16 protein-coding genes and 1 pseudogene are annotated in these 14,203 nt (G+C 63.6%); 10 read left to right on the top strand and 7 right to left on the bottom strand.

Going from position 1 to position 14,203, the window contains the following annotated elements; all coding sequences use genetic code 11:
- Nucleotides 1–72 precede the first annotated feature (72 nt).
- Together JQ624_RS26080 and JQ624_RS26075 are read right to left on the bottom strand one after the other, a co-directional pair.
- Nucleotides 73–258 (bottom strand): DUF1737 domain-containing protein, encoded by a 186-nt coding sequence (locus tag JQ624_RS26080; RefSeq protein ID WP_409334374.1) that lies wholly within the window; start codon nt 256–258, stop codon nt 73–75.
- A gap of 86 nt (nt 259–344) precedes the next feature.
- A complete protein-coding gene (locus JQ624_RS26075) occupies nt 345–701 on the bottom strand; it encodes a PilZ domain-containing protein (RefSeq protein ID WP_212421769.1) in 357 nt (118 codons plus the stop codon).
- 234 nt (nt 702–935) lie between these two features.
- Here JQ624_RS26075 and JQ624_RS26070 point away from each other — a divergent pair, with 234 nt between their 5' ends.
- The 4 genes from JQ624_RS26070 (at nt 936) to tsaA (ending at nt 3,835) form a co-directional block, all read left to right on the top strand.
- Nucleotides 936–1,889 carry a transglycosylase SLT domain-containing protein gene (locus tag JQ624_RS26070; protein WP_212421768.1) on the top strand — a complete coding sequence of 318 codons (954 nt, stop codon included), beginning with the start codon at nt 936–938 and terminating at the stop codon, nt 1,887–1,889.
- A gap of 285 nt (nt 1,890–2,174) precedes the next feature.
- Nucleotides 2,175–2,918: an AzlC family ABC transporter permease gene (locus JQ624_RS26065; protein WP_212421767.1), complete on the top strand. Its 744-nt coding sequence runs from the start codon at nt 2,175–2,177 to the stop codon at nt 2,916–2,918.
- A complete protein-coding gene (locus tag JQ624_RS26060) occupies nt 2,915–3,259 on the top strand; it encodes an AzlD domain-containing protein (RefSeq protein WP_212421766.1) in 345 nt (114 codons plus the stop codon). The genes JQ624_RS26065 and JQ624_RS26060 overlap by 4 nt, the downstream gene beginning before the upstream one ends.
- Nucleotides 3,260–3,343: 84 nt before the next feature.
- Complete coding sequence (gene tsaA / locus JQ624_RS26055; RefSeq protein ID WP_212421765.1) at nt 3,344–3,835, top strand: tRNA (N6-threonylcarbamoyladenosine(37)-N6)-methyltransferase TrmO; 492 nt, start codon at nt 3,344–3,346, stop codon at nt 3,833–3,835.
- 192 nt (nt 3,836–4,027) lie between these two features.
- On the opposite strand, the gene JQ624_RS26050 is transcribed toward tsaA, so the two are convergent.
- From JQ624_RS26050 to JQ624_RS26035, 4 genes are all read right to left on the bottom strand, one after another.
- A complete protein-coding gene (locus tag JQ624_RS26050; protein WP_212421764.1) occupies nt 4,028–4,450 on the bottom strand; it encodes an HIT domain-containing protein in 423 nt (140 codons plus the stop codon).
- Nucleotides 4,451–4,500: 50 nt separating this feature from the next.
- Complete coding sequence (locus tag JQ624_RS26045) at nt 4,501–5,739, bottom strand: GNAT family N-acetyltransferase (protein WP_212421763.1); 1,239 nt, start codon at nt 5,737–5,739, stop codon at nt 4,501–4,503.
- 106 nt (nt 5,740–5,845) lie between these two features.
- Complete coding sequence (locus JQ624_RS26040; RefSeq protein WP_212421762.1) at nt 5,846–6,598, bottom strand: glycerophosphodiester phosphodiesterase family protein; 753 nt, start codon at nt 6,596–6,598, stop codon at nt 5,846–5,848.
- A 14-nt stretch (nt 6,599–6,612) separates the two neighbouring features.
- Nucleotides 6,613–7,080, bottom strand: coding sequence for a RidA family protein (locus JQ624_RS26035; RefSeq protein WP_212421761.1), 468 nt, complete (start codon nt 7,078–7,080; stop codon nt 6,613–6,615).
- Nucleotides 7,081–7,333: 253 nt separating this feature from the next.
- On the opposite strand from JQ624_RS26035, the gene JQ624_RS26030 reads away from it, so the two are divergent.
- Nucleotides 7,334–8,200: a cell envelope integrity EipB family protein gene (locus JQ624_RS26030; RefSeq protein ID WP_212421760.1), complete on the top strand. Its 867-nt coding sequence runs from the start codon at nt 7,334–7,336 to the stop codon at nt 8,198–8,200.
- Between the two features lie 16 nt (nt 8,201–8,216).
- On the opposite strand, the gene JQ624_RS26025 is transcribed toward JQ624_RS26030, so the two are convergent.
- Nucleotides 8,217–8,471, bottom strand: coding sequence for a hypothetical protein (locus JQ624_RS26025; RefSeq protein ID WP_312014494.1), 255 nt, complete (start codon nt 8,469–8,471; stop codon nt 8,217–8,219).
- Nucleotides 8,472–8,620: 149 nt separating this feature from the next.
- On the opposite strand from JQ624_RS26025, the gene pdhA reads away from it, so the two are divergent.
- From pdhA to JQ624_RS26000, 5 genes and pseudogenes are all read left to right on the top strand, one after another.
- On the top strand, nt 8,621–9,706 hold the full coding sequence (gene pdhA, locus JQ624_RS26020; protein WP_212421792.1) for a pyruvate dehydrogenase (acetyl-transferring) E1 component subunit alpha: 1,086 nt from the start codon (nt 8,621–8,623) through the stop codon (nt 9,704–9,706).
- Entirely contained in the window at nt 9,699–10,679 is a 981-nt protein-coding gene (locus JQ624_RS26015; RefSeq protein WP_212421759.1) for an alpha-ketoacid dehydrogenase subunit beta, read from the top strand. Before pdhA ends, JQ624_RS26015 begins: the two co-directional genes overlap by 8 nt.
- A 19-nt stretch (nt 10,680–10,698) precedes the next feature.
- Nucleotides 10,699–11,799, top strand: coding sequence for a dihydrolipoamide acetyltransferase family protein (locus JQ624_RS26010; RefSeq protein ID WP_212421758.1), 1,101 nt, complete (start codon nt 10,699–10,701; stop codon nt 11,797–11,799).
- A gap of 94 nt (nt 11,800–11,893) precedes the next feature.
- Entirely contained in the window at nt 11,894–13,300 is a 1,407-nt protein-coding gene (locus tag JQ624_RS26005) for a nodulation protein NfeD (protein WP_212421757.1), read from the top strand.
- Nucleotides 13,297–14,053: pseudogene (locus JQ624_RS26000) on the top strand (slipin family protein). Before JQ624_RS26005 ends, JQ624_RS26000 begins: the two are co-directional and overlap by 4 nt.
- Nucleotides 14,054–14,203: the final 150 nt, after the last annotated feature.

Raw genomic sequence — 14,203 nt, 5'->3', positions numbered from 1 at the left:
GGCCTCAATCCAAAACGAAGAGCCGGCGTGTCGCAAGACCGCCGGCTTTTTGATACCTAAACTGCTGGATGTCTAACTGTCCGGCCAAATCAGCGCTTGGGCGGCCACGACGTATTCACCGTTGAATGTCAGGGCAGGCGAGCCATACAGCACGTAGCCGAGCTCAATGGCCTCCGAAACACGTCGGCAGAACGCAGCATCGTCCTTGCCGGTCAGGAGGCGATAGACGGGCAGGCCATCTGGCGGTTTTGAAGACATGCTAGCCTCAACGATACGGTGGTTGATACCGCCTGCGGCACTGTGGGACGTCTGTTGGACTACTTTCGGTAGGGCCCCGCGAGCGCTCAGCGCTCGCCGAGCAGTTCGTCGATCTGTCGCTGCAGCTGCCGCTTCTTGATCTCGCTTCTGCGCAACCGCTCCTCCAGATCGGAAACCGGCTCGGCAGGGCTTTCCGCCCTGAAGGCGACGCCGACGAAATTGTCGCGCCACCAGACAACCTTGGCAAGGAAGGAGCGGCCCTTGCGCGCGATGCGCAGCGAGAGCTGCTCATTCGGCAACTGGAGGTTATCGCTGAATTCGATGGTCGCGCCGCGGTCGGAAATATTGCGGACGATGCATTCGCGCGTCGCGCCGCGATCACCGATCTCGGCGACGCCGCCATACATTACCTTATCGCGCGCGCTCTCGCGTCGGTCCCGCATTGAATGTCTCCCAAGAAAGATGGAGACTTTTACCCCGCTTTGTTCCCCGTAAAAGACCGGTCGCCGCAAAATGCGGCATTAACGTAAATTAACGGCGGTTCCGATGGCGCGGATTTCGGAACAATTAAGGCACAAAAGGCCGGCGTACGGCGGCGGAATGGCGGATCCACCGGCAAGCCACGATCGTTTGACTGACGTTCCACCTTGATGTGCGCTCCCGGATTGCAAGCTGCCATGCAAAGAGGCCGGTTCCTTCACGTCCTATGGTGTACGGCGTCGCTCTTGTTCTCATGTGCGCACGCCCTCGCCGAGGACGCGGGTGCGGCCACCCGGTTGGGCGCGACGGAGATCCAAAAGACGGACGGTCAAGCGCGCGAGAGTGACGCCCGCGAGGCGATGTGCCTGATGATCGAGTCAGCGGCCCGGGCCTCGAACCTGCCGCTGGAGTTTTTCGCGCGCGTGATCTGGCAGGAGAGCCGCTTTCAGCCCGATGCGGTGGGGCCGGTGACGAGGAGCGGCGAGCGGGCGCGCGGCATCGCCCAGTTCATGCCAGGAACGGCCAATGAGCGGCGCCTGCTCGATCCCTTCGATCCCGTGCAGGCGCTGCCGAAGTCAGCCGAGTTTCTCGACGAGTTGCGCCAGCAATTCGGCAATCTCGGGCTCGCGGCGGCGGCCTATAATGCCGGCCCGCGGCGGGTGCAGGAATGGCTGGCCGGGACCGGCGGGATGCCGCAGGAAACCCGCAACTACGTGATCGCCATCACCGGCTCCACGGTCGAGGAGTGGGCCGCGGCGGGGCGAGGCGGCAAGATGCCGGAGCCTGCATCGACGTCGAACTGCCGCGAACTGATGGCCTTGCTGAAACGCGCGCCCAATCCGTTCGTGGCCGGCCTCGAACAGCGCATCACGCTCAGCGCCGCCAAACTGTGGGGCGTGCAACTCGCGGCCGGCTTCAGCCGTGACAAGGCGCTGGCGATGTACGCCCGCGCCATCAAGCGGCTCAGCGCCGTGATCGGCGACCAGGATCCGAGCCTGCTGTCTTCGGTCATGCGCAGCCGCGGCACGCGCGCCTTCTACCAGGTGCGGATCGGCGCCGACACGCGGCCCGCCGCCGACGACCTCTGCAACCGCATCCGCAAGGCGGGCGGGGCGTGTTTTGTTCTGAAAAACAGGGGCGTGCCGGGGTGAGATGAATATCGCAGCCCGAATGAGCGAAGCGATATCCGGGTTGGTGTTAGAGTGGTCCCGGATGTCGCTGCGCTCATCCAGGCTACGGACTCGATCTCGTCATTGCGAGGAGCGCTAGCGACGAAGCAATCCATTCTTCGGCTTGCGGAGCTATGGATTGCTTCGCTTCGCTCGCAATGACGGTGGGTAGCTACCCTGCATAACTGCCCTGAAGCCTGCGTTGCTTGACGCCGCTCCTTTTCGTCAGCCTTATCCGCCCGGACCTCATTACGATCCTGGTCACAATTGTCGCTACCTCCACTCGACTCTCCCCAATGGAAAAGCCCCATCCGCGCCTTCGCATGGGGCATGAGCTCGGTCGCATCCACGGTGCTGACGCTGGTGCTGTTTGCGACCTATCTCGGCATCGGTGCGCTGGCGCATGACAGCCATTTCAGTCTGGGCTGGGTGCTCGGCAGCACGCTTCTGGTCTGGGCGGGGCCGGCGCAGATCATCCTGATTTCGACGCTCGGCTCCGGCGCGACCGCGGTGCAGGCGGCGATTGCGGTGACGGTGAGTGCGATCCGGCTGTTTCCAATGGTGGTGTCGGTGCTGCCGCTGATGAAGACGCCGCAGACAAAACGCCGTCATCTGCTGTTGGCGACGCATTTCATCGCCGTCACCCTGTGGGTCGAATGCTACCGGCTGCTGCCAAAAGTACCGCGCCAGCGGCGGATTGCGTTCACGCACGGGCTCGGCTGCGGGCTTCTCACCGTTTGCATGGTCGCCACCACGCTCGGCTATGGCCTTGCCGCCAATCTGCCGCCGCTGTTTGCAGCGGCGATCCTGCTGCTGACGCCGCTGGCGTTCCTGCTTTCGACGGCGCGCAACTGCCGGCAGATATCGGACGTGCTGGCGCTGGTGCTGGGGATCGCGCTGTTTCCGCTGGTGTCGATGCTGCATACCGGCGTCGATATTTTGATCAGCGGCGTCACCGCCGGCACCATCGCCTATGGCGTGCACTGGTGGCGGGAGAGGGCGCGCGCATGAGCGAGTTTTTCGGTAGCCCCCACGCGCTGCTGGTCCTGGTGCTTGCAGGCTTCCTGCCCAACGAAGTCTGGCGCATGGCCGGGCTGTGGTTCGGCGCCGGTGTCGACGAGGGCTCCGAAGTTCTGGTGTGGGTGAGGGCGGTGGCGACCGCGATCCTCGCTGGCGTCATCGCGCAGATCCTGGTGCAGCCGCCGGGCGCGCTGGCTGGCGTGCCGGACTGGCTGCGCTACGGCGCGGTTGCGGCGGGCTTTGTGGCGTTCATGCTGACGCGACGCTCGATCTTTGCCGGCGTGGTCTGCGGCGAGATCGTCCTGCTGGCCGGGAAATGGTGGCTTGGCTGATTGCAGCTAGCGGATAATGCGGTACTGTTCGGCACGCACGAAAATGGCATGAATTGGCTGCTACTAGCTTCACTGGATTAGGCGATGGTTCAGAAGACTGAAATCCGCGACGGCGAACTCGCCGTCGACATGCCGCCAGCCCGCGACGCCTGGCTGGTGTTTATCGGACGCATCCGCACGCCCTGGAAATCACGGCTGGAGACGCCGCGGCAGGGCCGTCACGACGGTCCGGTCTGCCGGCTCGAGATTTTCGAACCCTGGGTGCCCGCGATCAAAGGCGTGGATTTTTATGAGAATCTCGAAGTGATCTACTGGCTGCACCAGTCGCGCCGCGATCTGGTGCTGCAGAGCCCGAAGAACAACCAGAAAACCCGCGGCACGTTCTCATTGCGCTCCCCGGTGCGGCCCAATCCAATCGGCACCTCGATTGTGAAGTTCGTCAAGATCGAGGGCAACGTCATCCTGGTGCGCGGGCTCGATTGCCTCGACGAAACGCCGCTGCTCGACGTCAAGCCCGACCGCTGCGAGTTCACGCCGCTGGCGCAGGCGCAGGCAGGCGATTTCGAGACGGAGTGATTTTCTCCGCGTCATTGCGAGAAGCGCAGCGACGAAGCAATCCATCTATCCCCGTGTGGAGAGGTGGATTGCTTCGCTCCGCTCGCAATGACGGAGGTCTGTAGCCCGGATGAGCGCAGCGAAATCCGGGGCCGGTCCCGCAGAGATTCCCGGATGTCGCTGTGCTCATCCGGGCTACGAAAGTGCCTGTCGCTACCCCAGCGCCGCGGCCAGCTTGGTCGCGTTGTCCTCCAGCACCTTGACGTCTTCCTTGCGGCTCGCAGGCGGCAGGAGCGCGACGCCGTCGTGGCGCGGCATGACGTGCATGTGCAGGTGGAACACGACTTGGCCACCGGCGGACTCGTTGAACTGCTGCACGGTGATGCCGTCGGCCTTGAAGGCCTTCATGGCGGCGGCGGCGATCTTGTGGGCGGCGCGTGCGACGTGGGCGTAATCGTCGGGGTTGATGTCAAGGATATTACGGGCAGGGGCCTTCGGGATGACAAGCGTATGGCCCGGCGAGCGCGGCATGATGTCGAGGAACGCCAGCACATGGTCGTCCTCATAGACCTTGTGGCAGGGAAACTCGCCGCGCAGGATTTTTGCGAAGGGGTTGTTGGTGTCATACGCGGGCATGGTCTTTCCCTCGAGGTTTGATCTCAATTTCATATCGTCCATTCAGCAGGTCAAGCCTCGTCGGCCGCCTTGCGGAACGGCCCGGCTTCCGTCAGTTCGCGTCCGGCTGCCGCCACATAGGCGCGCTCGCGCTTCAGATAGTCCGCGATCGCGCGGCGCAGGTCGGGATCGGCGATGAAGTGCGCGGAGTAGGTGGTTTGCGGCAGATAGCCGCGCGCCAGCTTGTGCTCGCCCTGCGCGCCGGCCTCCACCACTTTCAGGCCGCGCTGGATCGCGAAATCGATCGCCTGATAGTAGCAGACCTCGAAATGCAGGAAGGGGTGATGCTCGACGGCGCCCCAGTTGCGGCCGAACAGCGTGTCGGAGCCGATGAAATTGATGGCGCCGGCGATCCAGCGGCCGTTGCGTTTGGCCATCACCAGGAGCACGTCGCGGCTCATGCTCTCGCCGATCAGCGAGAAGAATTTTCGGGTCAGGTAGGGCCGGCCCCATTTGCGCGAGCCGGTCTCCATGTAGAACGCGAAGAATGCGTCCCACGCATCCTCGGTGATATCGGCGCCCGTCAGGTGGTGAATGGTGATCCCGGCTGCCACCGCCTCGCGACGTTCGCGCTTGATCGCCTTGCGGTGACGCGAGTTCAGCGAAGTCAGGAAATCGTCAAAAGTCCCGTAGCCTTCATTGTGCCAGTGAAACTGCTGGTCGTTGCGCTGCAGGAAGCCGTGCGCCCCTAAAAACTTCGCTTCCGCCTCCGGGGCAAAGGTCACATGCACGGAGGAGGCGTTGGTCGCGTTGCACAGCGCCATCAGCCCGCTCGCCAACGCGGTTCCGATCCGCTCGCGATCGACGTCGCCGCGGATCAAGAGCCGCGGGCCGGTGGCAGGTGTGAAGGGCACCGAGGCCTGCAGTTTTGGATAGTAGTGCCCACCGGCGCGCTCATAGGCGTCGGCCCAGCCGCGGTCGAAGACGTATTCGCCTTGCGAATGCGATTTCAGATAGCAGGGCACGATGCCGGCGATCTCGCCGTCGAGCCTTGCCAGGAGATGCCGGGGACCCCAGCCGGTGCGGGCGCAGGCCGAACCGGAGGCTTCAGCGGCGGCAAAAAATGCATGGGAAACGAAGGGGTTATAGGCTCCCTTGCAGGGATCGCTTTGAGACCCGCTTACAGCCAGCGTGTCGAAATTTTCGAGACTGCTCGGACCAGGTTTCGGATTGGCGCAGGCGTCCCAATCCGCAGCCTGGATGTCGCTGACGGAGGGGACGGCTTCGAGGGTGATTTCGGATGACGCCATCTAGAAATTCGGACCGGTCCCATCGTGCGATCAGCCATCGCGCAGGGTGGCCAACATTTCAAAGATCGTGCATCGGGCGCGCGAGTTCAAGGTGGGCGGCTGCGGATCAGGTTCCCGGCAGGAACCCCTCGAAGATCATCTGATCAGCGTAACGCGCGGCCTGTTGGCGTTGCTCGGGCGTGCGCACGGTCCAGGTCAGCAGCGGCAGGCCAAAAATGTTACGGGCGATCCATGGCGCTGCCGCAGGCAGTTCGTCCACCCAATAGGCGACGAAATGGGGCCGGCTGCGGAAGGCGTGGCGCAGATGCGTCATACCCCTTCGCTGTTCCGCAGACGCTTCCGGCCACTCTTCGGCGGTATATTCGCGCTCCGCCACGATGCCGCGGGCGCGGCCGGGGATCAGTTCGCGCAGCGCCACCACATGGTCCGGATCGAAGGACATGCCGACGGCAGGGCCGGAATAGGAGGCCAGCACCTCCGCCATCCGCTTCACCAGGCGACGGTCGCCATCGAAATGGCTTTTGACCTCGATCACCAGCGGCACGCGGCCGGCAACGAGCGAACAGAGATCGCCGAGCGTCATCATCCGCTCCGGCGTATTCTTGAATTGGACTGCCTTGAGTTCGGCCGCGGTCTTGCCGAGCAACGCGCCGGAACCCTCGGTGAGGCGGCCGAGCGCATTGTCATGATGCACCATCGCCTCACCGTCGGACGAAAGCTGGATGTCGCATTCGATGGCGAAATTGCCGTCGACGGCGGCCTGCGCGGCGGCTGGCATGTTCTCGACGATGCCGCGCGCAATATCGTGCAGGCCGCGGTGGGCGACCGGACGCGCCGTCAGCCAATCGGGAGCACGCATGAGATGCGCTCCGCTCAGGACACCTCGAAGATGGCGTCCACCTCGACGGCGGCGTCCGAGGGCAGGGAGGCGACGCCGACCGTGGTGCGGGCGTGCCGGCCCTTGTCGCCGAAGGCGGTGACCATCAGGTCGGAGGCGCCATTGAGCACCTTGGGTCCGTCGAGGAAATCGGGCGCGGAATTGATGAAGCCGCCGAGCCTGACCACGCGAACCACCTTGTCGAGATCGCCGAGCGCTGCCTTGACCTGCGCCAGCAGGTTGACGCCGCAGCCCTGCGCCGCGGCGTAGCCCTGTTCGATGGTGACGCCGGCCCCGAGCTTGCCCTTGGCGATCAGCTTGCCTTCCGCATTGGCGCACACCTGGCCGGAGACGAACAGCAGGTTGCCGGTACGCACGAAGCCGACGTAATTCGCCATCGGGGTGCGCGGCTCGGTCAGGACGATGCCTTGCGCCGCCAGCTTCTGTTCGACCGTACCCGCCATGTTTTTCGTCCCCGATTGATGTGACCGCGCCTGACCATCGATCAGACGCGCATTGTTTCGCGCATCGCGCTTTTACTTGCAAGGGACGGTGTATCCGCGTCGCCGTGTGGTGATCGAGCGAATCTTGCCGAAAAACCCCGGAAAACAGCGCGCCTCGGTATCTAATTCTTGCGTTTTCGTGACGCCGCCCTAGTTGCGACGCAATGGAGCCATCACTAATGTAACCGAATCTCCCTCGAGGAAAAAACTGGACATGGCTAGCTCGTTCCCGATTCCGGTCCGTGCTTTGGCGTTCTCGGCCGCCGCTGCCCTGATATCCGGCTTCGCAAGCGGACCGGCACTGGCTGCAGCCGGCGGGCCGTTTCTTGCCCATCAGGCGCTGTATGAACTGAAGCTGGTCAAGTCGCGCGGGACCAATGCGATATCGGGTGCGCGCGGGCGCATCCTCTACAATTTCTCGGGCAGCGCCTGCGAGGGCTACACGTCCGAATTCCGTCAGGTGTCGGAACTCGACAGCGGCGAGGGCAAGCTGACGCTGAGCGATCTGCGCTCGCATTCCTGGGAAGATGCCGGCGGCAAGAGCTATCGCTTCAAGATCGATACCCGGATGAACGACGCCGATTCCGCGCCGATCGACGGCATGGCGGAGCGGGTCGGCGATCGCATCAAGGTCAAGCTGAAGCAGCCGGTTGCGAAGACGTTCGAGCTCGACGGCAAAGTGGTGTTTCCGACCGAGCAGATCCAGCACATCATCGCCGCCGCCCGCGAGGGCAAGTCGGTGCTGGAGCTGATGGTCTATGACGGCTCCGACAATGGCGAGAAGGTCTACAATACGCTGTCGGTGATCGGCCAGCCAATCCCGGGTACCCGCAGCATCGCGACGCCCGATCCCGCGACCGCCAACGACCAGATGAAGGCGCTCACTCGCTGGCCGGTGACCGTCAGCTATTACGATCGCGACGCCAAGGCGAAGGAAGGCGAGCAGACGCCGGTTTACGCGATGTCGTTCGAGTTGTTCGAGAACGGCGTCTCCCGCGCGCTGGTGCTCGATTACAACGACTTCGTGATCGCGGGCGCGATGGGCCGGTTTGACGTCAGGGATTCCAAGCCCTGCAAGTGACGGCACCGGCAGCCGGTCATCCGCGCGTGAAGTCGCCGAGCTTCAATCCGAGCGCCTTGACGGCTGGTTCCGGAAGCGACCCCCAGGCTTCGACCCTTTCGTTCGGGGCCATCATTGCGGCGATAATTGCCTCGGCCTTTGCCGGGTCCTGTTCAGCCACATAGTAGACCGAGCGAACGGGCGAACCGCCTCCCAACGGTTCAGTTGTTACGAGGACAACCTGACCATTTGCCATGGCTTTAATGTACCACTGACGCGGTGGCGTTTCCACGATGGTGAGGGCTGATCCCCGCGAGCCCGCGGTGCAGCAACGGCGATGCGAGATTGGGCGCACCCATCTTGTATTGTTCCGGTCCAGCACCAATTACGAGCGGTGGGATGCAGAATCGCTCAGGGAGCGAGGACGTGGCCAGCAAGAAAATGGCAGACGGCGGGCTCCCGGTGATCGCGCGCTTTGAGGTGCGCCACCGCAACTACCTCGCGCCAGACGGCTCGATCAACCGGCCGCTCCCTGCATTCGCCTCCGATGCCGACCTCCTCACCGCGCTCTATCGAGCGATGGTGTTGCTGCGCATCTTTGACCGAAAGGCTGTCGCATTGCAGCGCACCGGCCGGCTTGGGACCTATGCGGTTTCGCTCGGCCAGGAGGCGGTGTCCGTTGGCATCGCCAGTGCGATGCGGGGGGAAGACGTGCTGCTGCCCTCCTATCGGGATAACGGCGCGCTGATCTGGCGCGGTGTCAAACTGGAAGAGATTCTTCTGTTCTGGGGCGGCGACGAACGGGGCAATGACTTCTCCGGACCGGTCGAGGATTTCCCGTTTTGCGTTCCCGTGGGATCGCAGGCGCCGCATGCCGCCGGTGTTGCCTACGCCTTCAAGCTGCGCAAGGAGCCGCGCGTCGCCGTATGCATGTTCGGCGATGGCGCCACCTCGAAAGGCGACGTCTATGAAGCAATGAATTTTGCCGGCGTGCACAAATTGCCGGTCGTGTTCGTCGCCACCAACAATCAATGGGCCATTTCGGTACCGTTACGACTGCAAACCGGTTGCGAAACACTGGCGCAGAAGGCTATCGCCGCCGGCTTCATCGGCGAGCAGGTGGACGGCAGCGATGTCGTAGCGGTACGCGCCGCGGCCGAAGCGGCCATTGCCGCGGCCCGCGACGGGCAGGCCCCGTATTTTATCGAGGCGGTCACCTACCGGCTCGGCGATCATACGACCTCCGATGACGCATCACGCTATCGCCCGGCCGACGAAGTCCAGGCCCGTTGGAAAGAAGAGCCGATTGCGCGCCTCAGGAACTATCTTGTCGACCAAAAAATGTGGAGCAAGGCGGAGGAGGAACAGCTTGCCGCGGAGTGCCATGAGGGCGTCGAGGCGGCGGTCGAGCGCTATTTGGCAACGGAGCCGCGCCGACCCGAAACCATGTTCGATCATCTCTATGCCGAGCTGCCCGAGGTCTATGCCGCGCAGCGCCGCGAACTCGCGGGAGAGGGCGATGTCTGAGATGACGCTGGTCGAAGCCATCAATCTGGCGCTGGCCCGCGCGATGGAGGATGATCCTGATGTCGTAGTGCTTGGCGAGGATGTCGGCATCAATGGCGGCGTCTTCCGCGCAACCGTCGGGCTGCAAACGCGTTTCGGCCCGGAGCGCGTCCTCGATACGCCGCTTGCCGAACTTCTGATCAGCGGACTCTGCGTCGGCATGGCGGTGCAGGGGCTGAAGCCCGTCGGCGAGATCCAGTTTATGGGATTTCTGTATCCCTGCATCGATCAACTGGTGAACCACGCTTCCCGAATCCGCAACCGCACCCAGGGACGGCTCACCTGTCCAATGGTTCTGCGCACGCCGCACGGCGCCGGCATTCGCGCGCCCGAGCATCATTCCGAAAGCACCGAGGCGATGCTTGCCCATATCCCCGGCTTGCGCGTTGTCATTCCGTCGTCGCCGGAACGCGCGTACGGACTGCTCCTCGCCGCGATCCGCGATCCCGATCCGGTGGTGTTTCTGGAGCCGACCCGGATCTACCGCGCCGCAAAAGGCGAGGTGGAAGACAACGGTGAGGCTTTGCCGCTGGATGTTGCCTTTGTCCTGCGGGAAGGCCGCGACGTCACGCTGATCAGCTGGGGCGCGATGCTAAAGGAAACCATGGCGGCTGCCGACGCGCTCGCTAGCGAGGGCATCACAGCCGAGGTCGTCGATCTCGCCACGCTCAAGCCTTACGATGAAGCCACGGTGCTCGGTTCGGTCGCAAAGACCGGGCGCTGCGTCATCGTGCACGAGGCGACGCGCACCGGCGGATTCGGAGCCGAGATCGCCGCGCTGATCGCCGAACGCGGCCTGACCTCTCTGCTCGCACCTGTGGCCCGCGTCACCGGTTACGACACGGTCATTCCGATGGCGCGGCTCGAGCAGCATATGATGCCATCGGTCGGTCGTATCGTCACGGCCGCGCGCAAAGCCTGCCAGTTCAGTTGATATTCAGCGGACTTGTCACATGCGCCAGTTCGTATTGCCGGATCTGGGAGAGGGCCTCGAAGAGGCGGAGATCGTGAACTGGTACGTCAACGAAGGCGATCACGTCGTCACCGATCAGCCGCTGGTTTCCGTCGAGACTGACAAGGCCGTCGTCGAGGTGCCGTCACCGTCGAGCGGACGCATCCTGCATCTGTTTGGCGCCAAGGGAGATGTGGTGAAGGTAGGCGCACCGCTCGTCGAGTTTGCCGAAGGCCCCGAGCAAGACACCGGCACAATCGTCGGCGAGCTCGGCACCAGCGAGCAGCCGCCGGCGGCAACCACACCTTCCAGGCCAGCCGCGGGACAGAAAGTCCAGGTGTTTCCGGCCGTGCGTGCGCTAGCCCGCAAGCTCGACGTCGATCTCGAGCTTGTCGAAGCCACGGGACCCGGCGGCACCATGACGCGTGCGGACGTCGAACGGGCCGCGAAGAGTTTGTCCCGGACCGGGCCCGCCGAACCTCTGCGCGGTTTGCGGCGCGCGATGGCCCAACGGATGACGGTGGCTCATGCCGAGATCGTTCCTGCCAGTGTCACCGACGACGCCGATATCGACGACTGGCGAAAGGGCGAGGACGCGACCATCCGCCTGGTACGCGCGATCGCTGCCGCCTGCAAGGCGGAGCCTGCGCTCAACGCCTGGTACAATGCCAGTGCGGCAGAACGGCGTCTGATCGAGCGGGTCGACCTCGGCATCGCGGTTGATACGGGAGGTGGGCTGATCGTCCCAGTCTTGCGCAACGTCGCAGAGAGGGACGCATCGGACTTGAGAGCCGGGCTCGACCGGATGCGGGCTGATGCAGTCGCGCGCTCGATACCTCCGGGCGAGCTACGCGGCGCGACCATTACGCTGTCGAATTTCGGCATGATCGGCGGCCGGTTCGCCAACCTGATCGTGGTGCCGCCGCAAGTGGCGATCATCGGCGCCGGCCGAATTGCCCAACGGGTGGTCGCGCATTTGGGCCAGCCGGCGGTGAGGCGCGTGCTGCCGTTGTCGCTCACCTTCGACCATCGCGTCGTGACGGGCGGCGAGGCCGCTCGCTTCCTGGTGGCGCTCAAATCGGATCTTGAGCAGGTTTCGTAAGATAGACTGGGGAAATGCTGCGGACCTGCAATTCCGGCTATATTGAGATTCGACCAGGACACCCCCATATCATCTCCATAAGGGAGTCCTTGCTGTGCAGAACGTACAGGCGACTCTTGTTGCGGCCGCTGCAGCGGTGGCTCTGGCTGTCTCTTCCCTTGCCGCCTCGGCGGCGGAAGCCAACAGCAAGCTTGCGCTGACCGTCTCGGTCGAAGGAGCGATCGGGCCGGCAACGGCCCGTTACGTGAAAGACGCGCTGACCAAGGCAAGCGAACGACGTGCCGAGGTTGTCGTTCTGCGTTTGAATACGCCGGGCGGTCTCTCAACCAGCATGCGCGAGATTATCGCAGACGTGCTGGCGTCGCGCGTTCCCGTCGTCGGTTATGTTGCGCCTTCCGGAGCCCACGCGGCCAGCGCCGGAACCTATATCCTCTACGCCACGCATATCGCGGCCATGGCGCCGGGCACCAATCTCGGAGCAGCGACGCCGGTGCAGATTGGTGGCCCGCTGCCGGGTCTGCCCGACGCTACCCCTGACAAGGGCGATAAGGACAAGAAGGAGGGCAGCGATCAGCAGCCGAAGACAAAGGATGCCATGACGGCGAAGGCAACGAACGACGCCGTCGCCTTGATCCGCAGTCTTGCCGAGATGCGCGGCCGCAATGCCGATTGGGCAGAGAAAGCGGTGCGGGACGCGGCCAGCCTGTCCGCCAATGGCGCATTGCAGGCGAATGTCATCGACCTCATCGCACGCGATCCGGCCGAACTGCTCAGGCAGATCGACGGTCGCACGGTCGAGGTTGCGGGTGGCGAGACGCGGCAGCTGACGACCAGGGATGCCGGGCGTGAAGCGATCGATCCCGGATGGATCTCACGATTTCTGAGGGTGATCACCGATCCCAACGTCGCCTTCATTCTCATGCTGGTCGGCATCTACGGCCTGATCTTCGAACTTTCCTCGCCCGGCACGGTCGCACCGGGGGTGATCGGCACGATCTGTCTGCTGTTGGGCCTTTATGCGCTCAACATGCTGCCCGTCAACTATGCGGGACTCGGCCTGATCCTGTTGGGGACCACGCTTCTGGTCATCGAGGTCTTCAACCCGACCGTGGTTCTCGGCCTCGGCGGGATTGTCGCATTCGTTCTCGGAGCAGTGATGCTGTTCGAGTTCGAAGAGCCAGGATTCCGGCTGTCATGGCCGGTGATCGGCGTCACGGCGGCGATTTTCATCGGCCTGATCCTGGTTGTCCTCGGCTCGCTCCGACGCGCTCAAAAAGGCCCCGTACGGCTCGGCGCGCAAGCTATGCGCGGCCTGACCGCCGAAATCCTCGACTGGTCCGAGAGCGAAGGCCACGTCTTCACCCAAGGTGAGCGCTGGCAGGCACGCGGCACCGAAGCCTTCAAGCCTGGAGAGGTGGTCGAGGTGGCCAATATCAAAGATTTGACGCTGGTGGTACGGCGTCGACCGGCGATCACCACCCGCGAAGGAGGTACGTCATGATACTTGATTATTTGACCTATGGGACGCTCGCGGTCGTCGTGGTCCTGTTTCTGTCCTCGGCCATTCGTATCCTGCGCGAATACGAGCGTGGCGTCGTGTTCACGCTCGGCCGCTTCACCGGCGTGAAGGGGCCGGGATTCATCATCCTGATCCCGGTCGTGCAGCAGATGGTGAAGGTCGATCTCAGGGTGATGGTACAGGTCGTGCCGCCGCAGGACGTAATTTCGCGCGACAACGTTTCGGTCAAGGTCAATGCCGTTCTTTACTTCCGCATCATCGATCCCGAGCGTGCGATCATCAAGGTCAGCGATTACATGGCTGCGACCAGCCAACTGGCGCAAACCACGCTGCGCTCGGTGCTCGGCAAGCACGAGCTGGACGAGATGCTCGCCGAGCGGGACCGGCTCAACGCCGATGTCCAGGAGATCCTCGATCAGCAGACCGACGTCTGGGGCATCAAGGTCACCACCGTCGAGATCAAGGATATCGATCTCAATGAGACCATGGTGCGCGCGATTGCCAAGCAGGCCGAGGCGGAGCGGTTGCGGCGCGCCAAAGTGATCAAGCGAGCAGCAAGCCGCCGAGAAGCTTGTCGAGGCCGGCCGAACGCTCGCGCGGGAGCCGCAGGCGATGCAGCTGCGCTATTTCGCGGCGCTGCACGACATTGCCGGTGAGCGATCCTCGACCGTGGTCTTTCCGCTGCCGATGGATTTGCTCGGCCATCTGACCGGGCGGCGGAGCGAAGCAACATGAGGGTCATTGCCGGCAACAAGCCAATCGCGTGATGGCGTCGGACGGATCAAGCGCTGATCCATCGATGCAGCCGAACAATCGGTCAGTCGTCGGCAAGATGCTCTGACGGTAGTTCCGCAGTTCGACCATCTCTTCAAGCTGCGGTAGGAC

Origin of the sequence: Bradyrhizobium sp. AUGA SZCCT0283 (assembly GCF_018130385.1) — a bacterium.
Taxonomy (GTDB): Bacteria; Pseudomonadota; Alphaproteobacteria; order Rhizobiales; family Xanthobacteraceae; genus Bradyrhizobium.
This window is presented reverse-complemented; position numbering and strand designations above follow the sequence as displayed.